Genomic DNA, 25,825 nt, shown 5'->3' with positions numbered 1-25,825 from the left:
CACGAGTACCAGTTGGGAGAGGCGCCACCTCAAGTCACAGGACTCACAGTGGACCAGCAGATCATTCTCGACGTGTTAGGCGAACGGTATCGGCAAATTTATTCCTAAATCAGGTGCGGAAAGTCGGATTAAAGTCGTGGGTCTTCAACCCACACCCGACCAAGAGGGGATCAACAGCAATCCCCTCTTGCCTCTTCGTTAACAAGAGTCCTTGCCGCCCCTAGCGAAGTTACATGCATTAGTTACTAGCCTTGGTCTTATGGATAAATTGCTATCGCTTCCGATGGTACATCCTGTACCCCGAAAGCTAGCCGGTCATCCATGACCGGACTCACGCAATTTATTCCAACGCCCCGCGGCAACTTCGCAGGGGATTGGTGTAACCTGCAGCCAATACGCTAATAAAAACTTTATCAGTAACTGTATCTTCTATTTAAATACGATTAAAGCAAGATTGTGATAAAGTCTAGCTAGAACATAAATAAAAATATAGAGACTGCTTGAATGGACACTCGTAAATATGCAGACGAGCTAGATGTATCTAGCGAATTTATTGATAATTTCAAATTTGAAATCATTCCTAAAAATATAATAATCGATTCACAGTATTACAAATTATATCAATTAGCAGAATGCGCGGAAAAAGAAGGAGATCTAAAATCTGCAAAAATACTATATCTATTAGGTTCTATCAGTTCATTAAAACTCAAACCAAACAGTATAAATGCACCATACTCCCCACTATTCAATCAGTCATTTAGTATAGAACACCTAACCCATAATGACTTGACTTTATTAAGATACTTATTGAAACCCATTGTAATCCCAGAATTAAAATCTCGAATTACTGATATCTTATGGCTTTTAATTCGCCCCAAAAATTTAACTTATGCCTATGATGCTATAGATAGTTACTCTTCAGGGGAAATTGATGAAAAATCATGGAAATTTGGAGTGAACCACTTTTATGAACGAGGAGTAAGATTAGCTATCCAGTTAAGAAGCAGTGGTCAAGACAAGTTATCTGTAATTGAAGAAAAGCTAATTAAAGCCTTGTTAGAATATGAGAAAAAAGACGGATTTATGTATCTTTGGCTATGTGATTTTTATTTAGATCTTGGTTTCAACAACTCAAGGATAAAATATTTTGCTGATAAAACATATTCAAAAGGTCTAGAATATTTAGCGCTCTCTAACCACCTTTCAGCAAGAGCATACTTAGAGCTATCATCAAGATTATATGCATCATCTGATCAATCAGAAAAATCAAATAACTCCTTATTTCATCTTGCGAATTCATGGGCAAAAGAAGGTAATAATAGGCTCAGTGATTCAGGCGCTATTGCTAGTGAATTTTACAATAATGCGGTTCAAGTCCTTAGAAAAATACCAATTATATATCGTGATAAATTAGGTGTTGAATATGAAATAAACAAGCTTAGATTAGGCATTAATGAAGCTAATACGAATGCTATAAACCAGATGGTTAGGGTAAGCCATACTTTTTCACAAGAAGATATTCATGAGATGTCTAGCATTGCAAGCATATGCTCAAGCCATGTAAGTAATGTTGACAGTGTAGTAGAGGCTATATATAAATTTGTAACTATTGCAGAAAGCTTTAAAAGAAATAATATTATTGATGAAGCAAAAAAAATTATGTCACAAAACATACTTACAAGCCTAATGCCAAGTACACTGTTCTCAAATGACGCAAGAATAATATCAAAAACAAAAGCTTATGAATTTGGCAAGGATAGCGAATCTTCAGATGATTCAGTTATGAATCAAGTATTTCAAAATATATACAATAAGATTGACTTTATTATCGACATACAGATATTACCAGCACTACAAACACTTTTAAGTGAGCATAGAATACCATTTGGTTTACTGCTAGACTTGTGTCATCAATCACCATTAATACCTAGTAATAGACAGTATTTATTTGCGAAGTCTTTGCACGAAGGATTTGAATTCGATTTCTCATCAGCAATATATCTTTTAACCCCTCAATTAGAAAACTTGGTTAGAGTTATCCTTAAATCACATGACATATTAACGACAACTCTAGACCTGAATGGTATAGAAATGGAAGTTGGGCTAAGCACATTATTAGACAAAAAGGAGGCTACGGATATTTTTGATGAAAACTTACTTTTTGAGTTTAAAGTTTTATTAACAGATCCAAGAGGCCCAAACTTGAGAAATGATCTAGCTCATGGACTTTTGTGTGATGGTTCATCATCAAGTAATGCCGCAATTTATGTATGGTGGAGAACATTAAAGTTAGTTGTCGAATCTTTACTTCTAAGCTCTGAAAATTCATAGAATAGACGGGAAACTCACAACTCTTTTTGCTTTTAATAAATAGAAGACAACGCCAGATTTCAAGGGATACACCTTCCCCAGCGAAGTTGCTGAAGGGCGTTGAAGAAAATAGCGTGACGCAGACAGGACGTCTGCGTAGCTTTCGGGGGGAAGGGACGCCCCATCGGAAGCGTTAGCTATTTTCGAATAAGCACGAAGCTAGTAACTAATGCATGTAACTTCGCTAGGGGCGTCTTGGAGAATCCAAGGAGGATAGGACGAGCAGTCCTCCTTGGTCGGGTGTGGGGTGAAGCCCCACGACGTTGATTTTTCTTTTAAAAAAAAGCTTAAGCTTTAGATTGCTCAGCCATAAAATAACAAACTCAAAACTCAAACGAAGTTTGCCCCCACTTGATCAGATTCACTGCGGTTTATTCCAACGCCTCTGATTAACTTCGCAGAAAATCATAGTAACCAGTCACAATGTACCAACAAAAATATGGCTATCAGTCTTTTCCCATGGGTATCTCGTTTTCTTGATAGTCACTAACTTTCACTATTGAGAAATTATCCCATAATGAGTCAATAGCTGACGCAACATGGGATTCAAGTACAAATGAAACAGACTAAGACGCCACACAAACTCGTTAAATGCTTAGCCTTAACGGGATTATTCACCCTATCTGCCTGTGCAAACGACGAACTTGCAGATACTTTACTCACCAATACCCACGTCTATGGCCATGATCAAGCGACTAGTTTAGCCATTAAGGATGGCAAAATTGTCTACATTGGGAATAGCATTAACGCCATGGATCACGTGAGCAATCAAACCAAAGTCATCGATTTAAAAGGTCATTACTTATTACCTGGTTTCATTGATAACCATAATCATGTGTTTGAAGCCGCGAGTGAAATAGGTAGTGACTGTTTACTGGATGATGAAACTAATCTCAACAGCTATATCCGCACATTAACCTCCTGTAAAAATCAGTTGGAAACGGGAGAGTGGTTACTCGGCTATGGCCATCAACTCAGTGTAGTAATGCAAGAGAATGGCCCCACTCCTTTGGCAATATTAGACAAAATCTTCCCCGATAATCCTGTCGTTATTATGGAGCAAACATCCCATTCTATGTGGGTCAACTCCCTTGCATTAGCCAAAGCTAAGATAAGCGCTCATACAGCCGATCCGCAAGGCGGCAAGATCCTCAAAGATGAAGAAAGCGGTAAACTTCTCGGTATTTTATTCGATAATGCTGGCGATCTTGTGATGGAACAAGCATGGAAATCACAACCCAATCTACAACAAGCCAATTATCAAGGTTTATTAAATGGTCTGGCAGCTGCTGCCGAGCACGGGATAACGACTATCGGTGATGGACGACTCTATTGGAAACGTGACTGGTTAGAGACATGGCTAGCCGTCGAAAGTCATGATGAATTAACCGCCAGAGTCAGTCTACGCCCTTGGATTTATCCTGCCGATGAACCCCAAACACAGCTTGATTTCTTTAAAAAAATCCATTCTGATGATAAACAACGTCTGCTGCTCATCAATCAGGTCAAAATCTACAGTGATGGCATCATCATAAACGGTACTGCCAGTACATTAGCCCCCTATGATTGGAGCTACACCCCCGAACTTCCTAGGGGACTCGAGTATGTTCCTGCCAGTAAAATGGTGTGGTGGCTTACTGAACTCAACAAAATTGGATACGGGGCACATATTCATGCCATAGGTGATGCAGGGGTACGCAACACCTTAGATGCTATTGAAACTTTACGATCTCAGGGAGCTACTCGCCCTTATGCCATGACGCATTTAGAAATGGTATCTCCCCAAGATATCAAACGCTTTGCCTCACTAAAAGTCGATGCAGATTTCCAATTGGGTAGCGATTACATTGCTGAGCAAGATCATGAGTGGGCGATCCCTTTTATCGGTAAGCAACGAGCTCATGCTTTATTACCTATTAACCCTATTTTCAAGACTGGCGCGAATGTAACTTTAAGTAGTGACTGGAATGTGAATGATATCAATCCACTCGTTGGTATTGCTAACGCAGTCTATCTGCAAAATGCAGGCATCACCGATATTCACAGTGCTATTGCAGCCTATACAATAAATCCCGCTAACGCCTTGGGCATAAGTGACATTACTGGTTCTATCGCGCTAGGGAAATCTGCCGATTTTGTTGTATTAGAGCGAGACATTACCCAAGCCACAGCAAAACAAATTGCTGACACTCAAATTTTAATGACGTGGTTAGAGGGGGAGCTAGTGTTCGATCTCAATGATCAATAGCAATCCCGTATCAATCTAATTATTTGCTGAGTTGCTCTTTTATTAACGTCAGCAAAGAAGACCCTAAGGTGCTGGCCTCAAACCCATGATGCCAGCGCATTTCGAGCCGCCGCTTCATAGGCGCAAATTCACTACTCAATTGGACAACTTTTAATCTTCCACTGTCGATTTCTGTCTGCGCTAAAGATAACGGCAAAAAACTATATCCATCCCCTTCGGCAAGTAAGGACTTTAACAAAGCAAGATCGGGGATTTGGCAATAATGGCCACTAAAGCCGACTTCGAGATCATCACTTTCAGTCTGCCCTCCTGCCCAAATATATTCACGATAGGGCGCTAATTGTGCGGGGTCGATTACCTGCTGTGAAGCTAATGTATGCTGTCCAGATATCAACATTACCTCTTGATATTCGCCAAGGCGGCAGTAACCCGATTGAGATTGATGTAATTCAACCGTTTCATGTAACAGTAAAAGGTCGATATCATCAGATAGAAATGCACTGTGTAATGCATCGAAAGTATCCACTTTTAAGACAAAATCCAGCGTTGGAAACTGCATTAAATAGCGCTGAATTGTCGAACGTAAGACTTCTAAAGGAATATAATTTTCAACCCCTAGCACTAACCGACCTTTACCAAGCTCGGCATAATGGGTCGCCGATTGAGTAAATTGTTCCCATTGGGCCAAGGCTAAAATAGCCTTAGGTAGTAAATGCTCGCCTCCCGCAGTGAGTGCCACTTGATTTGCACTACGCTCAAATAAATCCACACCTATGTCGACTTCTAGCTCGGCAATCCACTGACTCACTTGCGGCTGACGTTTGCCCAGTGCGCGAGCGGCGGCTGAGACAGAGCCTAGTTGAGTCGTCAATACAAATGCTTTAACTCGTTGAATATTCAAATGTGCTCTACTATTTTATAAACGCGTTGTGCGCTTGACTTTAATACCCGTCAGACGGAATCACAATGTTAACTTACCTATGCAAGACACTTTGTTAAAAATCAGATGTGAAACCCCACGACTTAGATTTAGATTTTGATTTAAAAAGTTAAAAGTTAAACTAATGCCCAAAACTCAAACGAAGTTTGAACACCCACAGCCCTGCGGCGCCGAGCAGCCGCTTACACTTGTGGTCTATGTAGATCAAAACGCAGATCTTCAGAGATCCCATAATAGGCCGATGGGCCGCCGGCACGTAATACGGGCTCGGCAAGGGCAGTTTGATAAATCCCCTCGGCATTGAGTAAATGCTTGGCAATATGCACGGCCACCACTTCTCCTAACACTAACCAAGTATCAATCTTGTCGCCATTGGCGGCAGTTAACTGGATACATTGGGACAACTTACATTCAAAATTCACTGGGCTTTCAGCCACTAAATCGGCCTTAACAATCGTGCCTGCTTTAGCCGTGAGTCCGGCAAAGCTAAACTCATCTTGACCGCGTGGCAACATGGCGGAGGTTTGATTCATTTTCTCGGCAAGGCTGCGAGTGGTGAGGTTCCACACAAACTCCCCTGTTTCGACGATATTGGCGACACTGTCTTTCCAACCTGTGCTGGCAAAGCCGATGATGGGCGGTTTGTAATTGAAACAATTGAAAAAGCTGTAAGGGGCGAGATTGCGTTGCCCCTCGGCATTCCGTGATGAAATCCAGCCGATCGGTCGAGGACCCACAATTGCATTTAAAGGATCGTGTGCAAGACCATGGCCTTTGCTCGGTTCGTAGAAATAGCGGTTATCAGCGGTCATACTTGATCCTTTTGTTATTGCCACATTGTTATTGCCACAACCGTGACTTGAGCGATTAACACAGCCATTACTGGCACACTTTTATGGTCGCTATCTTACCTAAGTTCCTTGGATGTCGCCAAAACTCAGCGGCATAAGTTAAGCGAGAGCGAGGATAAAATCAGGCTGCAAATTTTAGATCCAACACACTCTTCTGCTAAAGTGATGCTGATCAGTGGGCTAAATGGCTAACTCTGCTAGGTGGCAAATAAAGGAGTCGTGAATGGACGCGATAAAAAGAATATGGAAAAGGTTGTTATTGGCCACAGTGCTGTTGGCGACGGGTTGTGCCAGTGTAGCGCAAATCGATTTCAATGCTCTGTTTGGCACTAGCTCACCGCAAAAGCGCGTCGAGAATGCACAGCTTAACAACCAATTTGTTCAACAGGCCGAATTTGTGCACAAAGAAGTTGAACCAATCCTCAATAGCCGCTGCGTGGTGTGCCATGCCTGCTACGATGCTCCCTGCCAGCTCAAAATGACCTCAAGCGAAGGCATAGAACGCGGAGCGAGTAAGGAAAAAGTCTATCAAGGCACACGTTTAGTCGCCGCCACGCCCAATCGCTTATTTGTCGATGCCTTTACCCCAGAAGCTTGGCGTCAACGCGGGTTTTACCCCATGTTAAACGAGCGCAATCAAACCCCAGAAGCCAATACCCAAGCCTCGGTATTGGCCAGAATGCTCACGCTTAAGCAAATGCATCCCCTGCCCGAAGACAAAATTTTAGATAAGCGTTTTGATTTCAGCCTAGACAGGGTTCAGCAATGCGCCAGCCTAGAGGAAATGGACAAATACGAGCAAAGCCAACCGTTTGCGGGTATGCCCTATGGCTTGCCAGCATTGAATGCGAATGAACATCAAGTGTTGATGCACTGGCTCGAACAAGGTGCGCCATTGCCATTCGCGCCATCGCTAGCCCCTGAATTTATAACGGAAATCACCCATTGGGAGCAATTTTTAAACGGCGACAGTTTAAAAAGCCAATTAAGCGCACGCTACATCTACGAGCATTTGTTTGCCTTCCATTTATATTTTGAATCTTTAAATCAGCCGAACGCCCAGCCTCTGTTTTTCGAGTTAGTCCGTTCGAGGACGCCGCCGGGGCAAGCGCTGGATATTATCGCCTCCCGTCGTCCCTTCGACGATCCTAAGGTGGAACGTGTCTATTACCGTTTTCGACCTTATCGGGCGACCATAGTCGATAAAACCCACATCCCCTATGCCTTAAATACCGGCTTGCTGCACGACTGGCAGCAATGGTTTATCGATGCGGATTACTCAGTGACTCAGCTGCCGAGCTACCAGCCGAGCATTGCGGCCAATCCTTTCGAAGCCTTTATTCAAATTCCTGCCGGTGCGCGCTATCGATTTATGCTGAACCGCGCCCAAGACACCATTATGGGCTTTATCAAAGGCCCAGTGTGCCGTGGTCAAGTGGCGCTCAATGTGATTAACGACAGATTCTGGGTGTACTTTGTTACCCCAGATTATATGGACGACGCGGATTTTAGGACCTTCTACCATTCCCAGATTGAAAACCTACGAATGCCTGCGGAGGAAGAAAGCACTGCACTCGCCGTAACTTGGGTGAAATATGCCGCCAAGCAAGGCCAGTACATGCGGGCACGTAATCAGTTCTTGAACGAGAAGTTTAAAAACGGCCAACACCTCACCATAGACGGGCTCTGGGATGGCGACGACAACAATGATAATGCTAGCCTGACAGTGTTTCGCCATTTCGATAATGCCACTGTGGTCAAAGGTTTAGTCGGTGAGCCGCCCAAAACCGCTTGGATTATCGATTACGCCTTATTGGAGCGTATCCACTATTTACTGGTCGCAGGTTTCGATGTGTATGGTAACTACGGCCACCAGCTATTAACTCGCTTATACATGGATTTTTTACGCATGGAGGGGGAATCAAATTTCCTAACTTTGTTACCGCAGGAGGAAAGGCGCAAACAGTTTAGTGATTGGTATCAAGGGGCTGGCACTCAACTCACAGCGTTTATCGCGGGGGATATCAACACCTTTAATCAGCCCACGGGCGTGCTCTACTATAGCGATGACCTCAAGGGCGAGCTGTATCAAAAACTCGGGCAGAAAGTCGCTAAGGTTCAGCCAAATAGATATCAAATAGAAAACAGCAACTTGCAAGCCAACAGCAAGGCGCTGTTGCAGGCTTTAGGTCGATTAAAAGGCACCCAAGCGACCCTGTTACCTGAACTAACCATGATCATGGTCGAGCCCGAAAAAGCGGGTAAAGCCGAGGTCTTTACCTTAGTTCGCAATAGCGCTCATCGTAATATTTCGAGTCTCTTTAATGAGGCCAGCAACCGCGAACCCGCGAAAGATGATGTCACCTTAGTGCATGGTTTATTGGGCAGTTACCCAGAAGCCTTCTGGCTGGTGAAAGAACAGGATTTGCCTAAAATCGTGGCGGCGGTAGAGCAAATGCAAACCGAAAAAGACTATGAGGCACTGCTCGATATTGCGGCTGTACGCCGTAGCGATCCCACATTTTGGGCCTTTAGTGACAAACTCAATCAGATATTTTTCGACAATCACCCGATAGAAAGCGGTTGGCTGGATTACAACCGACTGCAAAATCGTTAATAAAAAGGGGAACGCTAGCGTTCCCCTTGCTTTCAAATCCACCCAGTAAACTTACCAGATCTTAACGCGATCTTCAGGGGCTAAATACAGCTTGTCGCCAGGCTTAACATCGAATGCGCTATACCAAGCATCTAAGTTACGCACTGTCAGCGCGCGGTACATGCCGGGTGCATGGCCATCGGTAGCGACGCGAGCACGCAGCGCTTCATCACGCATCTTAGTGGCCCAGGTTTGCGCAAAGCCGATAAAGAAGCGTTGATCGCCCGTAAAGCCTTCAATCACAGGGGCTTCTTTACCGTTAAGCGAGGCATGGTACGCATCAAGTGCCGCGGCTAAACCCGCCACATCGGCAATGTTTTCACCTAAGGTCAGCTTGCCATTGACGTGCAAATCAGGGAAAGGTGCATAGGTATCAAACTGCCCTGCTAACGCATCGCCTTGCTTAGCAAACTGCGCAAAGTCAGCCGGCGTCCACCAATTACGCATAGCGCCAGTCGAGTCAAATGCCGCACCATTGTTATCAAAGCTATGGCTGATTTCATGGCCAATCACAGCACCAATCGCACCATAGTTGTAAGCCGCATCGGCCTTAGCATCGAAGAATGGTGGCTGTAAAATACCCGCAGGGAAGTTAAGCGCATTTTGCACGGGCAAGTTCACCGCATTCACCACTTGCGGTGTCATCCACCACTCGCCTTTATCCATTGGTTTGCCAATCTTGGCGAGCTGATGGCTGTACTCTACTTTTTCCCCATTGATGGCATTCGCGTAGGCATTAGTCGCCGTCACAGCATAGCTGTCGTAGTTGCGCCATTTGTCGGGATAACCCACGCCCACAGCCATAGTCGCCACCTTTGCTAGGGCTTCTTTCTTAGTGGAAGGGTCCATCCAATCGAGTTTTTCCACTCGCTGACCAAAAGCAGCCACTATGTTATCTACCATAGTGCTGACTTCAGCCTTGGCCGAAGCAGGGAAATATTGCTCGGCATAGGCATGGCCTACGGCATCACCTAGGTATTGATCGAGTGCAGCTAAAGCACGTTTATCGCGGCCGCGCTGTTCTGGCGTGCCAGAAAGCTTAGTGCCATTAAAGGCAAACGAAGCGTTGTCGATAGCCGATGGCAACACATCGGCATGAGTGTTGATCTGGTGGAACACGAGCCAATCTTTCCAGGCTTCTAAAGGCTCAGAGGCCACCAGCGCAGAAAGTCCCGTAATCGCCGTCGCATGGTAGGCTGCAAATTTTGGCTGATTACCCAATTGCGCCGCCGCGAGGAAGGCAGTCCAGTCGATACCCGGTGCTTTGGCATCAAAGTCAGCACGGCTCCACACGCCCGAAGACTTAGCGAAATCTTCGCTATCTTCACGGCTAGCGTGGGCGGCAGCGATCTTGCTCTCAAGGGCAAAAATACGATCGGCACGGGCAGCGGCATCGCTCACGCCCGCATCTTTGAGCAAGGTTTCAATATAAGCACGGTAAGCGCTGCGAATGTCGGCCATTTTAGGATCGGCAGACAGATAGTATTCGCGCTCAGGTAAGCCTAAACCGCCCTGCAAAAAGTAAGGCAAAACTTCGCCCGGCGTGGCTAAACCTTGGGTGACGAAGATCCCAAACAGGTTTTCGGTATGGAAATCGGTCGCGTTGAGAGGGTCAACATCGGCGCGCAGGTTTTCACCTAATGCTGCGGATAAATCTTGCTTGCTCGCAATGGCCTCATAACGGGCGATATCCGCCTCAGCAGGTTTCATTCCTGCGGCATCAATCGCGGCAGTATCTGTGTAAGCCTTGTAGAAATCGGCGATACGCGCTTCGTCGCTACCCGCCGTATGCTGCGCTTTTACCAGTTCGGCAATCAAACTGGTTTTATGCTTTTCAGTTTCTTCAAAGGCAACAAGGAAAGCGCCAGTGCTGGAGCGATCGGCTGGGATCATCGTCGTTTTCATCCACTCGCCATTGGCGTAGGTATAAAAATCATCCCCTGGTTTTACGGTTGGCGTCATAGCCGCGACATTAATACCTACTGGCATTTGAGCAGCTACGTCTTGGCTTTTAGGTGCGCTTTCGCTGGTTTTAACTGTGTTTTCTGTGGTGTTATCACTGCAAGCAGTGAGCCCCGTCAGTACTGAAGTAGACAGTAACAGCACGGGAATAAGACGGTCCGACATGAATGACTCCTCTTTCTTTTATTATTGTATTTATCTTGTGATGATTAGGTTTGGCAGTGTAACTGGCACTGAATGAAGAAGTAAAACAAAGCCAATTTTTATGATAAAAAGTTAATGCAAACATTTTGAGCCAGTTTACCGAGGCCAGCCTGAACTTTGTATTCTGCGGCGCATTTCTTTAAAATTGCCGCCAACTACTTATTGTTTATTGATCCCAAGGCAATCCAGATGAAACTCACCAGCTTAACTCAACCTATTTATGACCACTTATATCGTGATATCAGTGAGTTTCGCAGCACCTTCGACTTGCCAGTTAGTGATGTTGATTCTTTGGATGATAAGGCCGACACCTTACATACTTCATTGATTATTGAAGAGCTAACTGAGCTAGCAGAAGCCGATAGCCGTATCGAGCAGGCCGATGCCATTGTCGACTCTGTGTATGTCTTAATGGGACGTTTAGTGCATTTAGGCGCACAAGCCATGACCGACAGACTCGAAATCAGTTACTTAATCGACTTGTTGCTATGCGTCGCTAAAAACCGTGAAATCGACTTTATTCGCTGCTGGGACGAAGTCCATTCAAGCAATATGAGTAAAGTGTGCCGCAACGAGCAAGAATTGGCTGAAACAGTTGCCTTTTATGCTAAGCAAGGTGTTGAAATTGTTGGTAGTCAACAAGGCGACTTCATCATAGCCAAATGCGCTAAAGATGTGGAAATGGCGGGTAAAGTGGTTCGCCAAGGCAAGGTACTAAAATCGGTATACTACCGCCCAGCAGATCTGACTAAGCTGGTTAAAGCCTAGATTTTATAGCTTTGTTTAGAGCCTGTTATTTACAGGCTCTTATTTCGCCAAGGCAATTATCTCGCCTAAGCGATTATCCAGCAGTAATGACTTTTCAGCGTGTGTTTTAACGAGGCAATCCGTATGAATCCTGCGAAAGTAGTGCGTGCTGAGGTGAAGCAATTAACTGATTTGCCGAATATTGGCAAAGCCTGTGCGGCGGATTTACGTTTGCTCGGTCTAGATAAACCTGAGCAACTGCTGGGGCAAAATCCCTACGACCTATATCAAGCACTCAATCGTTTGACCGGAAAAACACACGACCCGTGCATGATAGATGTATTTATCTCCATCACCCGTTTTATGGCGGGCGAAGATGCTAAACCTTGGTGGTTTTACACCGATGAGCGCAAAAATACCTTAGGGCAGACTAAACCTTAGCTTTTAGCTTCCCGCCTGTTTATCACTTTGTATAATTTCAGGTTCTTCCCTTAACCATTCCCGCCAAATTGCCACCAGCAAGGCCATCAATACTGGGCCGACAAACAATCCGACAAAACCCATGGTTTTCACGCCGCCGATCAAACCGAAAAAAGTCGGTAAGAAAGGCAATTTAATCGGCCCGCCGACAAGATTGGGGCGCAGGGTTTTATCAACAATAAACAGCTCTATGCTGCCCCAAAGGAACAAGCCGACGCCCGCCGTCATATCGCCCGTGCCGACAAGATAGAGTGAAATCAAGGTAAACATGGTTGGCGCGCCGCCGGGAACCAAGGCCATAAAGGCGGTTAACACCCCAAAAGCCACGGCCGATGGCACACCCGCAATCCAATAGGCAATCCCCAGCACTATGCCCTCACCAATCGCGATAAGCGTCATACCGATCACCGTCGAACTGACCGTCGCAGGCACCACTCGGGAGAAGCTATGCCAGCGGGCTGGCAATACTCGCTCGCCGACAATATCTAACTGTTTGGCCACTTGCTCGCCATCTTTATAGAGGAAAAACAACGTAATAAGCATAAAGAGTAAGGTCAGTAGCAGGCCTAGTGTGTTCCAGCCTAATTGCAGCACCCAGCGAGAAATGCCACTCAGGTTCTGACCACTGATGGCACTGATTATTTTGCCTAGCTCGTGGGGTTCACCGATAAATTGCTGCCATTGCAGGGTTAACCATTCACCCATCCAAGGTAAATCTTTGATCCACAAGGGCACGGGCGAACCATGTTGGTTAGTAAACACCAACCAATCAACCCAAGTTCTTATCTCTTGTAACGCATAGGAAAATACAAACACCAGCGGGATAATCAGCCCAAGCACAATACAACATAGGGCAATGGTTGCCGCCAACGCCGAGCGGCCACCGCATTTTGCCAATAGTTTTTGATAAAGAGGCCAACTCGAAAAACACACAATCAAGGCGGCTAAGGCAGGCACTAAGAAGTCGATAAAAAAGAATACACCAGCGCATAAGAGCAAAATCAACAAACTACGACCAATCGCGGCATTACTGAAAATCGGCGTCATAGTGCCAACACTCCCCACAATACAATCCAACGATAAGATGGAAAACACTCGGCATTGTGCCAACCGTTAACGTTTGAGTTCAACCCGTTCTGCGAGTCAGTTTATTGCGCTGTGCTTCCCATGGGCAATCACTTTAATACCGAATATTGCGTTATGTATCGATTCAATCTTTTAAGAAAAAGGCCTTTGGCTATCTATCAAAGGCCTAACAGTTGAAATGAGCTTATTGCGCCGAGAGCTGCTTAACGAGTTTCTCTGGCTGGCTAAAATCGGTAATGCGCTGAATGACTTTACCGTCCTTAACCCACAGTAACGTCGGGATATTGCGGATTTTAAAATGATTAAATAACACGCCTAACTCATCGATACTAAAATCGATTTTAGTCTGATAAAGCTGCTTAAAATCTTCGAGCGCTTTATCGTCTGTCCACAGGTGATTGACCACACCGTGCCACGCTTTATTCGGCACTTTTTGCGCGAGATTATTTAAGCCTTTTTGGACGGCAATACACTCTTTCGACATTTCTGGACGGCTCTCTGCCAAGTACCAATCACACCAGGTTGCAGTGAAAAAGAGTAGATGCTCACCTTGTTCCCAAGGCTTCAGTAACTTAGCCGTTTGCTCGGCACTAGGCGCCTCTGTTGTCTGCGCGGTCAACTCTTGGCCATTCGCCAACATATCGATAAACTTATCTAAATTAGCATCTGACTCATGGCTAGTGTAAACCACATCACCCGCACGATTGATTAATACACTATAGGGCGTGCCGACCAAGCCTAAAGCCACACCCAACTCACCTTCATTATCCAACCACACTGGCATAGTGAGCCCGAAGCGCGCGATAACGTCAGCGATCTTAGGCTGCTCTTCATTAATATTGATGTTCACTGCGACGATATTAATCTTGTCCTGATACTTCTTCTGCAGGGCTTCAAAATGTGGCATTTGTTCCATACAAGGCTGACACCAAGTTGCCCAAAACTTTAGGTATATCGGCTTGTCACCCGCAACGCTGGCTAAGGTCACTTGCTGCTGTTCGGGATAGGTTTTAAGTGCGATATCTTGATAGGCTTTGTCACCCGCAAACGTAGTAAAACTCACGACGGCAAGGCACATAACAATGATTTGACGTAACAACATAGTGTTTTCCTTAAATTGATAGACCACTCGCATCCGCACTATGGGGCCAGTGATTTGCAGCCATTTACACAGAAAATACATAATTAAAGGGAGCGACAGTCAACCCAGCAGCCAACCTTTAAACAGTGAGTATAAACTAACAAGCCGCTAATTTAGCCATGTAAAATGTAAGCCTTGGTGAGTGTATCAATGAGTATTAATGGTCTATTAATACAACACCTTAAACTATCAAGCCTAACGCCAATTGTCTTGTTAGCTCTGCGGCGGGAATCGTCTGACAGCCGGTTGCATTTTGGCCGCACCAGAGCGGGCTAAAATCACCGAACCCTTGTTGCTCGGCGGCGCTTCGCAATCCTGCGACGGCACTGGAGGCGAGCGGAAAATCCGGTACTGCGTTATTGATAGGTCCAAGTTCAGCCATAAAACGATTCACTATGCCGCGTGCGGGGCGACCAGAAAATAAGTTAGTCAGAGCCGTATGCTGCGCCGCCTCGCTTTGCAGTGCGGCGCGATGGATCTCACTGGTGGTGCATTCAGGGCAAAGTAAATAGGCCGTCCCAACTTGCACCGCCGAAGCGCCCATCGCCATGGCGGCGCGCACGGTTTTGGCATCGACTATGCCACCCGCTGCGATAACGGGCACATCAACGGCAGCAATGATTTGCGGCAATAAACTAAAAGTGCCGAGCTGCTCAGTCAAATCATCGGATAAGAAATGTCCTCTATGGCCGCCAGCTTCTAAGCCCTGCGCAATAATAGCATCTACACCACGCGCTTCTAACCAGAGCGCCTCTTCCACTGTGGTCGCCGTCGAGATGATCTTAGATCCCCAAGATTTTATCTCCAACAACAAGTCTTCATTAGGTAAACCAAAGTGAAAACTCACCACCTCAGGTTTGAATTTGGCTAACACTTCAGCCTGAGCACTGGTGTAGGGCGCGCGTTGTGCTCCCGCAGCTTGGGTATCAGGATGGATACCCAGCTCAGCAAAATAAGGCGCGAGTTGCTTGAGCCATGCAGCTTGTTTCGCCGCTTGCGGTTCGGGCTCGTGATGACAAAAGAAGTTTACATTGATGGGCTTAGTCGTTTGGGCGCGGATCTGTGTCAACGCGGCATCTAATGCTTCAAGGGATAACATGGCGCAGGGCAAAGATCCCAACGCACCCGCTTGCGACACAGCTATCGCTAAGGCACTGCCCTGAACACCCGCCATAGGCGCTTGAATAATTGGCAATTCGATTCCAAATAATCGAGTTAACTGGCACGGCATACATCATCTCCTTTGACTGGTTATCACTTGACGATCAATCCTGATATGGCCCTGCGGCTAAACGCTGGGAGATCCACCACAAATTGCCCACGGGATCCCGCACTCCACCTTGGCGATCGCCATAGGGTTTATCCGCCACTTCCATGATTAACTCGCCCGCAGCAGCAAGCGCCTGAGCCACCGATTTATCGGCATCTGCCACATACAAATAGTAGGATGCTGGCATTGGCGGAAACGCTTCACTCGCCTCGCTTAACATAAATAGGCAGTCGCCGATTTGCATCTGCGCATTGGCTATTTTGCCATCCAATCGATGGGAAATATGTAGCGCTTTAGCATCAAAGGCTTTTTGCATAAAGGCTACTAAACTATCGGCATTGTTGATAATCATATACGGGCTAACCCGTGCAAATCCTGGCGGAATAAACATAACGACTCCTTGTTACCCAAGCATGATGTTGACAATAGAAAGCCACTATAAGTTATGCACTATAGACTAAGCACGAGGGCGAAAACTAGCCCGCGGCCATTAAGCCTTCAACGTGAAATGTAAACTTAAGCATTCAGTGAACTAGCCAAAGCGTAAAGCCTGCAGATGCATTGCCCCATGGCGTTTAAGTCATCTTGTATCTTTGCGACCAAACCATAACAGTACTGCTTTACGCTTGTTATTAAACAATAAATTAGCTTTATTTAACTATGATTAAGCAACTACGGATCCTTGTTCTATGCTTAGTTCACTGTTCACTTAACATCATGAGCCTATGCACTTGACTGCATTCTTCGCCCGTTCCCTCAGGATTTGCCTCCTCTTAATCCTTAGCTGTTTCGTCTTTGCAGTGCAGGCAGCTTGGTATCCCGCCGATGTGATTGCCGACGGTCAAAAGACCCTCTACACGCCACTCGCTAAGGCCAATCAAGCATGGCGGATCTGCGCCTTACTTCCCCATGGTAAAGATCAATATTGGTGGGGCGTTGCCTTTGGATTATCACAAGAAGCCGAGCGCCAAGGCGTAACGCTCGGCATTTATGATGCTGGTGGATATGACAAGATTGAGCAGCAAAAACAGCAACTTCATGATTGTTATGCACTCAAGGCTCAAGCTTATATTATTGCCGCCAATACCGCTGACGGACTGATTGCGGATATTGAACAACTCAGCGCTGCGGGCATTCCGGTTATCGATTTAGTCAATGGTATCGCGACCGACAAACTCACGAGTCGCTCCTTAGTCAGCTTTGAAGATATGTCCGTTGCGGCGACAGAATATATTGCGGCGCAGCAGCGAGAAGCTATCAATCAGGAGTCACCTAAGCTTAAGGTGGCGTGGTTTCCTGGGCCTAAGGGTGCATCTTGGGTGATGGCGGCGGAACAAGGATTTAGACGGGCGGCAGCTAAACAAGAGTTCGACACAATTGAAGGCGGTTACGGTACGACTGAGTTATTCGTTCAAGCGGATTTGGTGCGAAAAGTACTTGCAAAACAAAGCGTAGATTATGTAATTGCCAATGCGGTGGCGGCCACTTTCGCGGCGCGCTTTTTAGATGGACGCCGGAATCAAACCGGCAAAGTCATCGCATTTTACTCTAATGCGCAAACTATAGAATTAGTGCAGAAAAAGCAGCTACTCGCGACAGTCAGCGACTCACCGGTATTGCAGGCTCGAATTGCTATCGATCTGGCGGTGCGCGCACTCGAAGGTGCGCCCTATCCCCACAGAGTGAGCCCTGTTATCAAGGTCATCTCCCAAGACAACATCCACCAAATCGATTTAGAACAAATATTAGCGCCGGAAAATCAATGGATGATCCATCAGGATCTGCCCAGCATAAACGGTACTCGTTAAATCAAATAGTCCGCACCCAGCCCAACAAATAAGGCTAAGCCTGCCCAATTATTATTGAGGAAGGCTTTAAAACAAGGGGCTCGTTCGCGATCAAAGATCAGCATTTGTTGGTAAGTACTAAAACCGACAAAAGTCAGTATACCTAAACCATAGAGCAAACCACGATCGGCGCTCCAACCTGCGGCGATAAAACAAGCCAAGGCGGCAAGCTGAAATAAGCCTATGATTTGGCGATCATATTTACCAAACAAAATCGCAGTAGATTTAATACCCACTTTTAGATCATCATCCCTATCGACCATGGCATACATAGTGTCGTAGGCGACAGTCCAACACCAATTGGCGGCAAATAACCACCAAGCCTCCATCGGCACTTCACCCGTTTGTGCGGCGTAAGCCATAGGGATAGACCAACTCCACACTATGCCTAAAAACATCTGCGGCATGTTGGTGATACGTTTAGTGAAGGGGTAAATAATCGTGAGGATAATGCCAACAACGGATAGTTTAACGACTAATCCATTGAGTAATAAAACTAAACCAAAAGCGGATAAACCTAAAATGACGAACAGTATCAGCGCTTCTTTGGTGCTGATTTCACCACTGGCCAGTGGGCGTGATCGAGTGCGTTCAACAAAAGAATCGAGATCGCGATCGGCATAGTCGTTAATAATGCAGCCACAGGCACGCATGATCACTACGCCAATAATGAAGATAACCAAGACCTTAAGATCCGGCATGCCACCCGCAGCTAACATTAGCGCCATCAAACATGGCCACAGCAATAATAGCGTACCTATGGGACGGTCGATTCGAGTAAGACGGGAATACACATCCCACTTTCGCTTTAAATTCATTAACTAGGTACTCCCAATACCCTCAAGTTTCCACTCGTTTTCAGGCTTAGCATCATATACCCATGCTTCTCCCGATGCGAATTTACACCCTAAAAGCGTGTCACAAAAAGCTGACATTTATCGCGATGATGTCAGTCATCACAGCGCTTCTAAACGAGCGTAAGCCACTACTAACCACTTGCTGCCAAAGTCAATAAAGCTGACTTGCACGCGCCCTTGGGCACCGCTGCCCTCAAAGTTGGTCACCTTGCCTTCACCAAATTTAGGGTGATTGACTCGTTGGCCGACGTTAAAACCGGTATCGTTTGTGGCAGCCGACTTTTGGGTGCTAAAACGATTATTCGCCATTGGGGTTGAAACCTGCGCCTTGAGGCGGATTTCATCCACATATTGCGGTGGGATCTCTTTGATAAAACGCGATGGCCTGGCGTAATCTTCGCGGCCATAAATACGGCGCGATTCCGCATAGGTAATGTAGAGTTTTTCCATGGCGCGGGTCATGCCCACATAGCAGAGACGGCGTTCTTCATCGAGTCTATCGCCCTCTTCGAGCGCCATTTTACTCGGGAAGATCCCTTCTTCGACACCCGCCATGAACACCATAGTGAACTCTAGCCCTTTAGCAGAATGCAGCGTCATTAGCTGCACCGCATCAGTAAAGGCATCGGCTTGGCCTTCGCCTGCTTCGAGCGCCGCGTGGGAGAGAAAACCGTTAAGTTCGCCCATGTCCTCCAGCTCTTCTGGCATTTCGAAGGTACGCGCCGCTGTGACTAATTCTTCTAAGTTTTCGATTCTAGCGTGGGCTTTTTCACCCTTTTCGGCCTCATACATGGCCTTAAGACCCGAAGCTTGGATCACAGTATCGGCCATGCGATACAGCACCATATCTTGGGTGTCTTCACGCATCGTCATGATTAAGTCCATGAAACCACGCACAGAATTTGCTGCGCGGCCCGCGAGCACTTTCTCGTCGAGCAAACGCACACTCGCCTGCCACAGGGTTAATTCATGCTGACGCGCCGTGGAGCGCAAAATATCCAAAGTGCGATCGCCAATGCCACGGGGCGGCGTGTTCACCACACGCTCGAATGCCGCATCGTCGTCTTTGTTATTGATCAACCGCAGGTAACCCATGGCATCTTTAATTTCTTGGCGTTCGAAGAAGCGTAAACCGCCATAGATTCGATAAGCTAAGCCTTTGTGTAATAAGGCTTCTTCCAATACTCGCGACTGAGCGTTAGAACGATATAGAATCGCACAATCGCTGAGATTGCCGCCCTTTTCGTGCCAATCATTAATCCGGCCGACTATAAAGCGCGCCTCGTCCATTTCATTAAAAGCGCAATAGAGCGAAATCGGATCGCCATCGGCTTCATCCGTCCACAACTCTTTGCCCATACGTTCTGGGTTATTGGCGATTAAGGCGTTGGAAGCTTTAAGAATATTACCCTTAGAGCGATAGTTTTGCTCGAGACGAATCGTGGTCGCCGTCGGGAAATCTTTTAAGAATCGATGTAAGTTTTCAACCTGAGCACCGCGCCAGCCGTAAATCGATTGGTCGTCATCACCGACTATCATCACATTGGCGGTTTGACCTGCGAGCACACGGATCCACGCATATTGAATGGCGTTGGTATCTTGGAACTCGTCCACCAAAATATGCTTGAATCTATCTTGATAATGGGCCAACAAATGCGGCTTATTGAGCCATAACTCATGGGCACGTAATAGGATTTCGGCAAAATCGACTAAACCTGCGCGATCGCAAGACTCTTGGTAAACCTGATAGATTTTTAGCAGATTTTGCTCAAGCGGAAAACCGCCCGCATCGATATGTTTAGGGCGTAATCCTTGGTCTTTTTTACCATTGATATAACCCTGAGCTTGGCGTGGAGGATATTGTTTCTCATCCAAATTCAAGCTTTTAAGAATACGTTTGATCAAACGCACTTGATCGTCAGAATCGAGGATTTGGAAGCTTTGCGGTAAACCCGCATCTTGGAAGTGAGTGCGTAACAAGCGATGCGCCAAACCGTGGAAAGTGCCAATCCACATGCGGCCCATATTGGTGCCAGCGACTTTTTCAACTCGCTCGCGCATCTCAGCCGCAGCTTTATTGGTAAATGTCACCGCAAGAATCGAGTACGGACTCTGCTGTTCAACCTGCATCAGCCACGCAATACGGTGGGTCAACACCCGAGTTTTACCACTGCCCGCGCCCGCCAACACTAACATGCTAGATTGCGGTGCCGCGACAGCCTCGCGCTGCTTATCATTCAGGCCGTCTAGTAAAGAAGATACGTCCATTCTCGCCTCCAAAAAATCGAGGGGGCATTATAACAGAAGAACTCACCATGACACGCCACGAGTTTTGCCCGCCACATAAGCACAAATCAAGTTGACTAAACGGCTAAGTTTCGCTTGAATTAGAATCAAACAAATAATTAACATTTAGAACTGTTCTAAGCTGACGTAGGCTTAGTTACGCTAAAGGACATGAATGCATTATACTTTTCGCACGTTTATGCTGGATGTTCAAAACCGCACTCTGCACTACAATAGTGAACGCATTAACTGTGATGAACGCGTTATCCTACTTATTAGTCTCTTGATTGAAGCCTATCCGGAACACTGTGACCAAGCATTTTTACTCGAAAAAATTTGGCCTAATACTGTCGTGAGTAGCTGGTCGGTAGCTAGGTTAATTTCAGATACCCGCAAATTGTTCACTTCAGCAGGATTGGATATTCCGATAATCCAAACACTACACGGCAGAGGTTACCGCTTATCCCACGATATTGCCGCCATACTCAGTTCACAGAACGATGAAGTACAACCCGCAGCGCCGCAGAATACCGACACCCCGACAGTCAATCTAGACTCCAGTAAAACACAGCAATCTGATAGTAATCAGCAGCAAAGCCCAGATAAAAACCAGCCCAGCTCCAAACGAGTTAACTTGCGTTATCTGTGGCTATTTATCGCGTCCGTTGCGATAACGCTTGCAGTAGCAAGCCACCAGCAAACTCAGCGTGCCAATCCATTAGTGTTAGCAGAACCCAATAATGTCAAAGCGAGGATCCTCTGGGTTGATGACCATCCTGAGAATAATCAAACTGAACGGCAATACCTCGAAGAAAGGCTGATTGGGGTGTACACCACACAAACAACCCAAGACGCCCTCACACTACTAGGTCTCTATCGCTACGATGCCATTATTACCGATATGGGACGGGAAGCCGATCCTTTAGCGGGCCTAAAAATGATACGGACAATCAGGGAGCGTGGCATACAAACCCCCATTTACTTATATACCATTATGCCCTCAGAGGCGTTAAGGCAAAAAGCCCGCGAACATGGCGCCAATGACATTGCCGTCGAAGCAGAAGATTTATACCAACACCTGACCCCGCTTATTGATCCCTTTGATTTAGAGTCGTCCCCACACTAGCCCTGCACTCAGCAGATTAGTCATCATCTAAAGCTATCGAATAACTAATTGATAAGTTTAACATTCAAATTTAATCAATAGATTTCAAAGACAGATTTTAGATAGCCGTTATATACCTTTTCTATCGATAACTGTTCTATGCCTTCGGTATATCGATTGCTCAGCATAAACCGCAGTAAAGCAATGAAAGCGCCTGTGGATTTAGCTCCGTAACTCAATACGTCTACCTAAGTTTCATAAAAGGAATTGATATAATGAAGCCGACCTACCTCCTTGCTATTCCGCTACTCGCAGGACTAATACTTACAGCCTGTGGTGGTGACGACAATGACGACGATGAAGTCACACCGCCCCCGACTCCAACACCCCAGCTCGCTATCAAAGGCAATGTGAAAGGACTTTCCGATACAGTTAAACTCGAATTACAGAAAAATGGTCAAGCAGTAGAAACACTTTCGATTCAAAGTGATGGCACAAATAAAGCCTTTACATTTCCCACCATGCAAGACGAAGGCATTAACTTTGCGATTACTGTTAACACTCAACCTGCGGCACAAACTTGCAGCGTAACTAATGGCAGTGGCACCTTAAATGCGACGACAGCGGTCGCCACTTTAGTCACCTGCGAAGATAACCCCAATGCTGCGCTAACCGGAATACTGAGGGACAGCCCAGTCGCGGGCATTAACTACCAAACCGAAACCAAAGAAGCAGGAATCACGAGTGATATCGGTGAATATCAATACCTTAAAGGTGAGCATGTCACCTTCTCCGTGGGTGCGATAATGTTTCCTGCAACGGCGGCAGCAAACTTGATCACACCCACAGAAATTGCCGCAGGTAACCAAGTCACCAAAGTTAATATCCTGCAGCTATTACAAACCTTAGATAAGGATTGCGATGTTGAAAATGGTATTCAAGTGAGGGCAACAAGCCACGAACTGTTAGCCGATACCGTGCTCGATATCACCAGTGCTGATTTCGATACCAATATCAATGCAGCCTTTACGACCAAGAACTCAGGCTTAACGTTAATCAGCGAGACTCAAGCATTAACACACTTTGACAGTTCAAATCGTAACTTACTTTTAGGCAGTTGGTTATTCACCGAAGGTGATGGCCAACGGACTGTGCTGACATTTAAAGACCATTCTAGCTACATCATGATCCACGAGCATGAAAGTGACGGCGGTCAAAGCGCTGCATCGGTGGAATATGGTCATTACACTTGGGATTCACAAACAGGCAGCTTTAGTGTCAGCATCATTGCGCAATCCGATGGTTCTGGAGGATTTTATGATGAAGGAAGCACAGTCAATAACGCGACCGTGAATTTAGATAAACTGACGGTGAGCTTTATCGATAATACTGAAGGAGACATTACCCTCACACGCATTGAAGATAGCAGCGATCCGCTGGTTGGTACTTGGCACGTGCTGGATCCAGAAACCGATAATGAAAGTTTTGTCACTTTCCTGCCCAATCAACAATATGCCATTAGCCATACAGCAAATACCGATAGTTACGAAGGTAAATCACCGCAGCCACAGTCTGGTGAGTTTGGCCGTTATATCAAAGATGCTAGCGGCTATAAATTTACTGCCACAGTCGAATCAGATGGCCCAAATGGACTTTATGATGCTGATTCATCGGATAACTACCTATTTTCATCAATCAAGATCACTGCTTGGGGAGAAATGATCGCAGTTGAAAATGGTGCTGATGGCGGCACTTTTTCACTCGATTATATTGGTGGCTTTGTCTCAGAACTTGTGGATAAACCAAGCTCGGCTGCAGGAACAAGCCTAGGTAGAATTACCTCAGTGCGAGATATTTCAGGCTTTATCAGTGCTGACATAGTCAATAAACCGCTGCAATTTGACTTGGAATACACGGGCGACACTGAGAATCGCTGTATAACGAGTTTCGGTAATAATCGTTGCGGCGCGCGTTACACTATGTTGGTTCAAAATCTTGCAGAGAATGAAATTGGCGACACCATAGGTGATGTGAACTTAACTGAGGTGACTAGTAATACTCAAATCAACACCAATTTTTCAGTAACAACCGCAGGTACAGCAACCTTTAGTTACAGCAACACCCAAACTATGACCATTAGTCCTTTGCTCGGCAAATCCTGTCAAGGGAATCAAAGGGCATTAGTCAGCATCACTGACACCGCCAATAACCTCTCCCTTTGGCAAGTAGAGCTAACACCAACTCAACCTTAACGAAATAGATCTTCCACTTTGTCGGACTGTGCAAGTGCAAGCAGTCCGACGCTTTTTTTAGCTTTATCTCACCTGTTGTTTAATCGCTTACTCTCGCAAAAACGGGCAATCGCGATACGGGAGCGCCTTGATTCACTATCCAAAGCGCCTTTATCCTTTACGGCTTAGTATTTAGCTTGAAGATGTGGGGGCAATAACATAGCCAGACATGGGCAATGCTTTAGACCCAAACCCTCCTTTCAATGAGAATAACTTTAGGTAGCGGCGGATCGCGGTTAGAATACTCACCCTGTTTTTCTTGGTTACTTTTTCGGAAACAATAATGTCCCATTCAGCGCTTAATTCTTTTGATGATTTTTACCAGCTTTTGGCTGACAGCTTGGCGAAGAATAGTCTGATCAAACTATTGTTGAGTAAGTACCGAGGGGCAGATAAAAGCCTGCAGCGCATTACGATTCGGCCGATTAGTTTGCAAAATGAGCCTATGCTGTCGTTTGTGTATCAACACCAGACGAATCACATCACTAAAAACCTGAGTTATGACGAAGGCTTAGCTAGCATAAAACTGTTACTCGGTAACGATTTTAAGAGTGCCCACTTAGCCACGGCGCAGGCAGAAGTTCAGCTTGAGATCAGCAAAAAAGGCAAAATCCAAATCAGCACACATAACGTGAAACAAGCCGTCGCTGCGCCGTTAGAACATGACCGTGAGAAAAAGCGTTTTGTGGATATCGAACGTCCCTTCCTGACTCAGCTCGGAGTGACGGACAGCCAACATAATCTTATCCCTGCAATGTCGCGTAAATGGAAGCAAATCAATAAATTTATTGAGGTTTTCAGCCAAGCACTCGAAGCCTCACCCCACAAGAATGATCAACCGATCAATGTAGTCGATTTTGGCTCAGGCAAAGGCTATCTCACCTTTGCAATCCATGATTACCTGCGCCATAGCCTACACAATGATGCGCAGGTGACTGGGGTGGAATTACGTCAAGCCTTGGCCGATTTATGTAATGAAACGGCGGCAACGCTGGATCATCAAGGATTGTCGTTTGTCTGCGGCGATGTGAGAACCCATGCGCCTAAACAAACCGATGTGATGATTGCGCTGCACGCCTGCGATATCGCCACTGACTATGCAATTCATTATGGTATTCGCGCCAATGCCGACATCATCATGTGCTCGCCTTGCTGCCATAAACAAATTCGCCCGCAGATGCACAGCCCAGAATTGTTTAAACCTATGCTGCAATATGGGGTGCACATGGGCCAACAGGCTGAAATGGTGACGGATTCATTACGCGCGCTATTTTTGGAAGCCAACGGTTATGCGACTAAGGTGTTTGAATTTATCAGCCTAGAACATACCAATAAGAATAAGATGATTTTGGCCGTTAAAAAGCCACAACAGAATCAGAAAGACAGCGCCGCAATCCTCGCGCAAATTGCTGACATCAAAGCCTATTACTGGATCAAGGAACATTGCTTAGAAACCTTGCTCGCGCAAACCCAAGCCGATTAAC

Annotated in this window: 18 protein-coding genes; 9 read left to right on the top strand and 9 right to left on the bottom strand. The window is 46.0% G+C overall.

Annotation, left to right across the window (positions count from 1 at the left end):
- The first annotated feature begins 504 nt into the window (after positions 1-504).
- Positions 505-2,331, top strand: a complete 1,827-nt coding sequence (locus MO387_RS16135) for a DUF4209 domain-containing protein (protein ID WP_234420963.1) — start codon at positions 505-507, stop codon at positions 2,329-2,331.
- Between the two features lie 595 nt (positions 2,332-2,926).
- Positions 2,927-4,618: an amidohydrolase gene (locus MO387_RS16130; protein ID WP_107949406.1), complete on the top strand. Its 1,692-nt coding sequence runs from the start codon at positions 2,927-2,929 to the stop codon at positions 4,616-4,618.
- A gap of 19 nt (positions 4,619-4,637) precedes the next feature.
- On the opposite strand, the gene MO387_RS16125 is transcribed toward MO387_RS16130, so the two are convergent.
- Together MO387_RS16125 and MO387_RS16120 are read right to left on the bottom strand one after the other, a co-directional pair.
- Positions 4,638-5,519, bottom strand: coding sequence for a LysR family transcriptional regulator (locus tag MO387_RS16125; RefSeq protein WP_107949408.1), 882 nt, complete (start codon positions 5,517-5,519; stop codon positions 4,638-4,640).
- Between the two features lie 221 nt (positions 5,520-5,740).
- Positions 5,741-6,370: a flavin reductase family protein gene (locus tag MO387_RS16120; protein ID WP_006079942.1), complete on the bottom strand. Its 630-nt coding sequence runs from the start codon at positions 6,368-6,370 to the stop codon at positions 5,741-5,743.
- A 262-nt stretch (positions 6,371-6,632) separates the two neighbouring features.
- On the opposite strand from MO387_RS16120, the gene MO387_RS16115 reads away from it, so the two are divergent.
- Positions 6,633-9,026 carry a fatty acid cis/trans isomerase gene (locus MO387_RS16115; RefSeq protein ID WP_242326413.1) on the top strand — a complete coding sequence of 798 codons (2,394 nt, stop codon included), beginning with the start codon at positions 6,633-6,635 and terminating at the stop codon, positions 9,024-9,026.
- Between the two features lie 51 nt (positions 9,027-9,077).
- Here the strand turns inward: MO387_RS16115 and MO387_RS16110 are convergent, their stop codons facing one another.
- The gene (locus tag MO387_RS16110) at positions 9,078-11,192 is read right to left on the bottom strand and encodes a M13 family metallopeptidase (RefSeq protein WP_242326412.1); all 2,115 of its coding nucleotides are present in this window, start codon (positions 11,190-11,192) and stop codon (positions 9,078-9,080) included.
- Between the two features lie 228 nt (positions 11,193-11,420).
- Between MO387_RS16110 and MO387_RS16105 the strand changes: the two genes are divergently transcribed.
- Entirely contained in the window at positions 11,421-11,999 is a 579-nt protein-coding gene (locus tag MO387_RS16105) for a nucleoside triphosphate pyrophosphohydrolase family protein (RefSeq protein ID WP_041408644.1), read from the top strand.
- A 123-nt stretch (positions 12,000-12,122) separates the two neighbouring features.
- Positions 12,123-12,419, top strand: a complete 297-nt coding sequence (locus tag MO387_RS16100) for a helix-hairpin-helix domain-containing protein (RefSeq protein WP_115333779.1) — start codon at positions 12,123-12,125, stop codon at positions 12,417-12,419.
- A 3-nt stretch (positions 12,420-12,422) separates the two neighbouring features.
- Here MO387_RS16100 and MO387_RS16095 read toward each other — a convergent pair whose 3' ends face one another.
- From MO387_RS16095 to MO387_RS16080, 4 genes are all read right to left on the bottom strand, one after another.
- The gene (locus MO387_RS16095) at positions 12,423-13,505 is read right to left on the bottom strand and encodes an AI-2E family transporter (protein ID WP_011845652.1); all 1,083 of its coding nucleotides are present in this window, start codon (positions 13,503-13,505) and stop codon (positions 12,423-12,425) included.
- A 223-nt stretch (positions 13,506-13,728) separates the two neighbouring features.
- Complete coding sequence (locus MO387_RS16090; protein WP_107949417.1) at positions 13,729-14,646, bottom strand: redoxin family protein; 918 nt, start codon at positions 14,644-14,646, stop codon at positions 13,729-13,731.
- 220 nt (positions 14,647-14,866) lie between these two features.
- Entirely contained in the window at positions 14,867-15,916 is a 1,050-nt protein-coding gene (locus MO387_RS16085) for a nitronate monooxygenase (protein WP_107949419.1), read from the bottom strand.
- Between the two features lie 34 nt (positions 15,917-15,950).
- Positions 15,951-16,346: a VOC family protein gene (locus MO387_RS16080; RefSeq protein WP_107949421.1), complete on the bottom strand. Its 396-nt coding sequence runs from the start codon at positions 16,344-16,346 to the stop codon at positions 15,951-15,953.
- A 334-nt stretch (positions 16,347-16,680) separates the two neighbouring features.
- Between MO387_RS16080 and torT the strand changes: the two genes are divergently transcribed.
- Positions 16,681-17,763 carry a TMAO reductase system periplasmic protein TorT gene (gene torT / locus MO387_RS16075; RefSeq protein WP_107949424.1) on the top strand — a complete coding sequence of 361 codons (1,083 nt, stop codon included), beginning with the start codon at positions 16,681-16,683 and terminating at the stop codon, positions 17,761-17,763.
- Here torT and ubiA read toward each other — a convergent pair.
- Both ubiA and uvrD read right to left on the bottom strand, forming a co-directional pair.
- Positions 17,760-18,620, bottom strand: coding sequence for a 4-hydroxybenzoate octaprenyltransferase (gene ubiA / locus MO387_RS16070; protein ID WP_011845647.1), 861 nt, complete (start codon positions 18,618-18,620; stop codon positions 17,760-17,762). The two genes, torT and ubiA, sit on opposite strands and share 4 nt — an antisense overlap.
- 138 nt (positions 18,621-18,758) lie before the next feature.
- Positions 18,759-20,927, bottom strand: a complete 2,169-nt coding sequence (uvrD, locus tag MO387_RS16065; protein WP_107949425.1) for a DNA helicase II — start codon at positions 20,925-20,927, stop codon at positions 18,759-18,761.
- Between the two features lie 193 nt (positions 20,928-21,120).
- Here uvrD and MO387_RS16060 point away from each other — a divergent pair, with 193 nt between their 5' ends.
- From MO387_RS16060 to MO387_RS16050, 3 genes are all read left to right on the top strand, one after another.
- Positions 21,121-22,071 (top strand): response regulator, encoded by a 951-nt coding sequence (locus MO387_RS16060; protein WP_107949428.1) that lies wholly within the window; start codon positions 21,121-21,123, stop codon positions 22,069-22,071.
- A gap of 254 nt (positions 22,072-22,325) precedes the next feature.
- The gene (locus MO387_RS16055; RefSeq protein ID WP_107949430.1) at positions 22,326-24,302 is read left to right on the top strand and encodes a hypothetical protein; all 1,977 of its coding nucleotides are present in this window, start codon (positions 22,326-22,328) and stop codon (positions 24,300-24,302) included.
- A gap of 322 nt (positions 24,303-24,624) precedes the next feature.
- Positions 24,625-25,824, top strand: a complete 1,200-nt coding sequence (locus MO387_RS16050; protein ID WP_107949432.1) for an SAM-dependent methyltransferase — start codon at positions 24,625-24,627, stop codon at positions 25,822-25,824.
- Position 25,825 lies beyond the last annotated feature (1 nt).

The organism is Shewanella sp. N2AIL (genome assembly GCF_022690845.1).
In the GTDB taxonomy this organism is placed as follows: domain Bacteria; phylum Pseudomonadota; class Gammaproteobacteria; order Enterobacterales; family Shewanellaceae; genus Shewanella; species Shewanella baltica.
The sequence above is the reverse complement of the archived record's forward strand: the minus strand, read 5'-3'. Positions and strand labels throughout refer to the sequence as shown.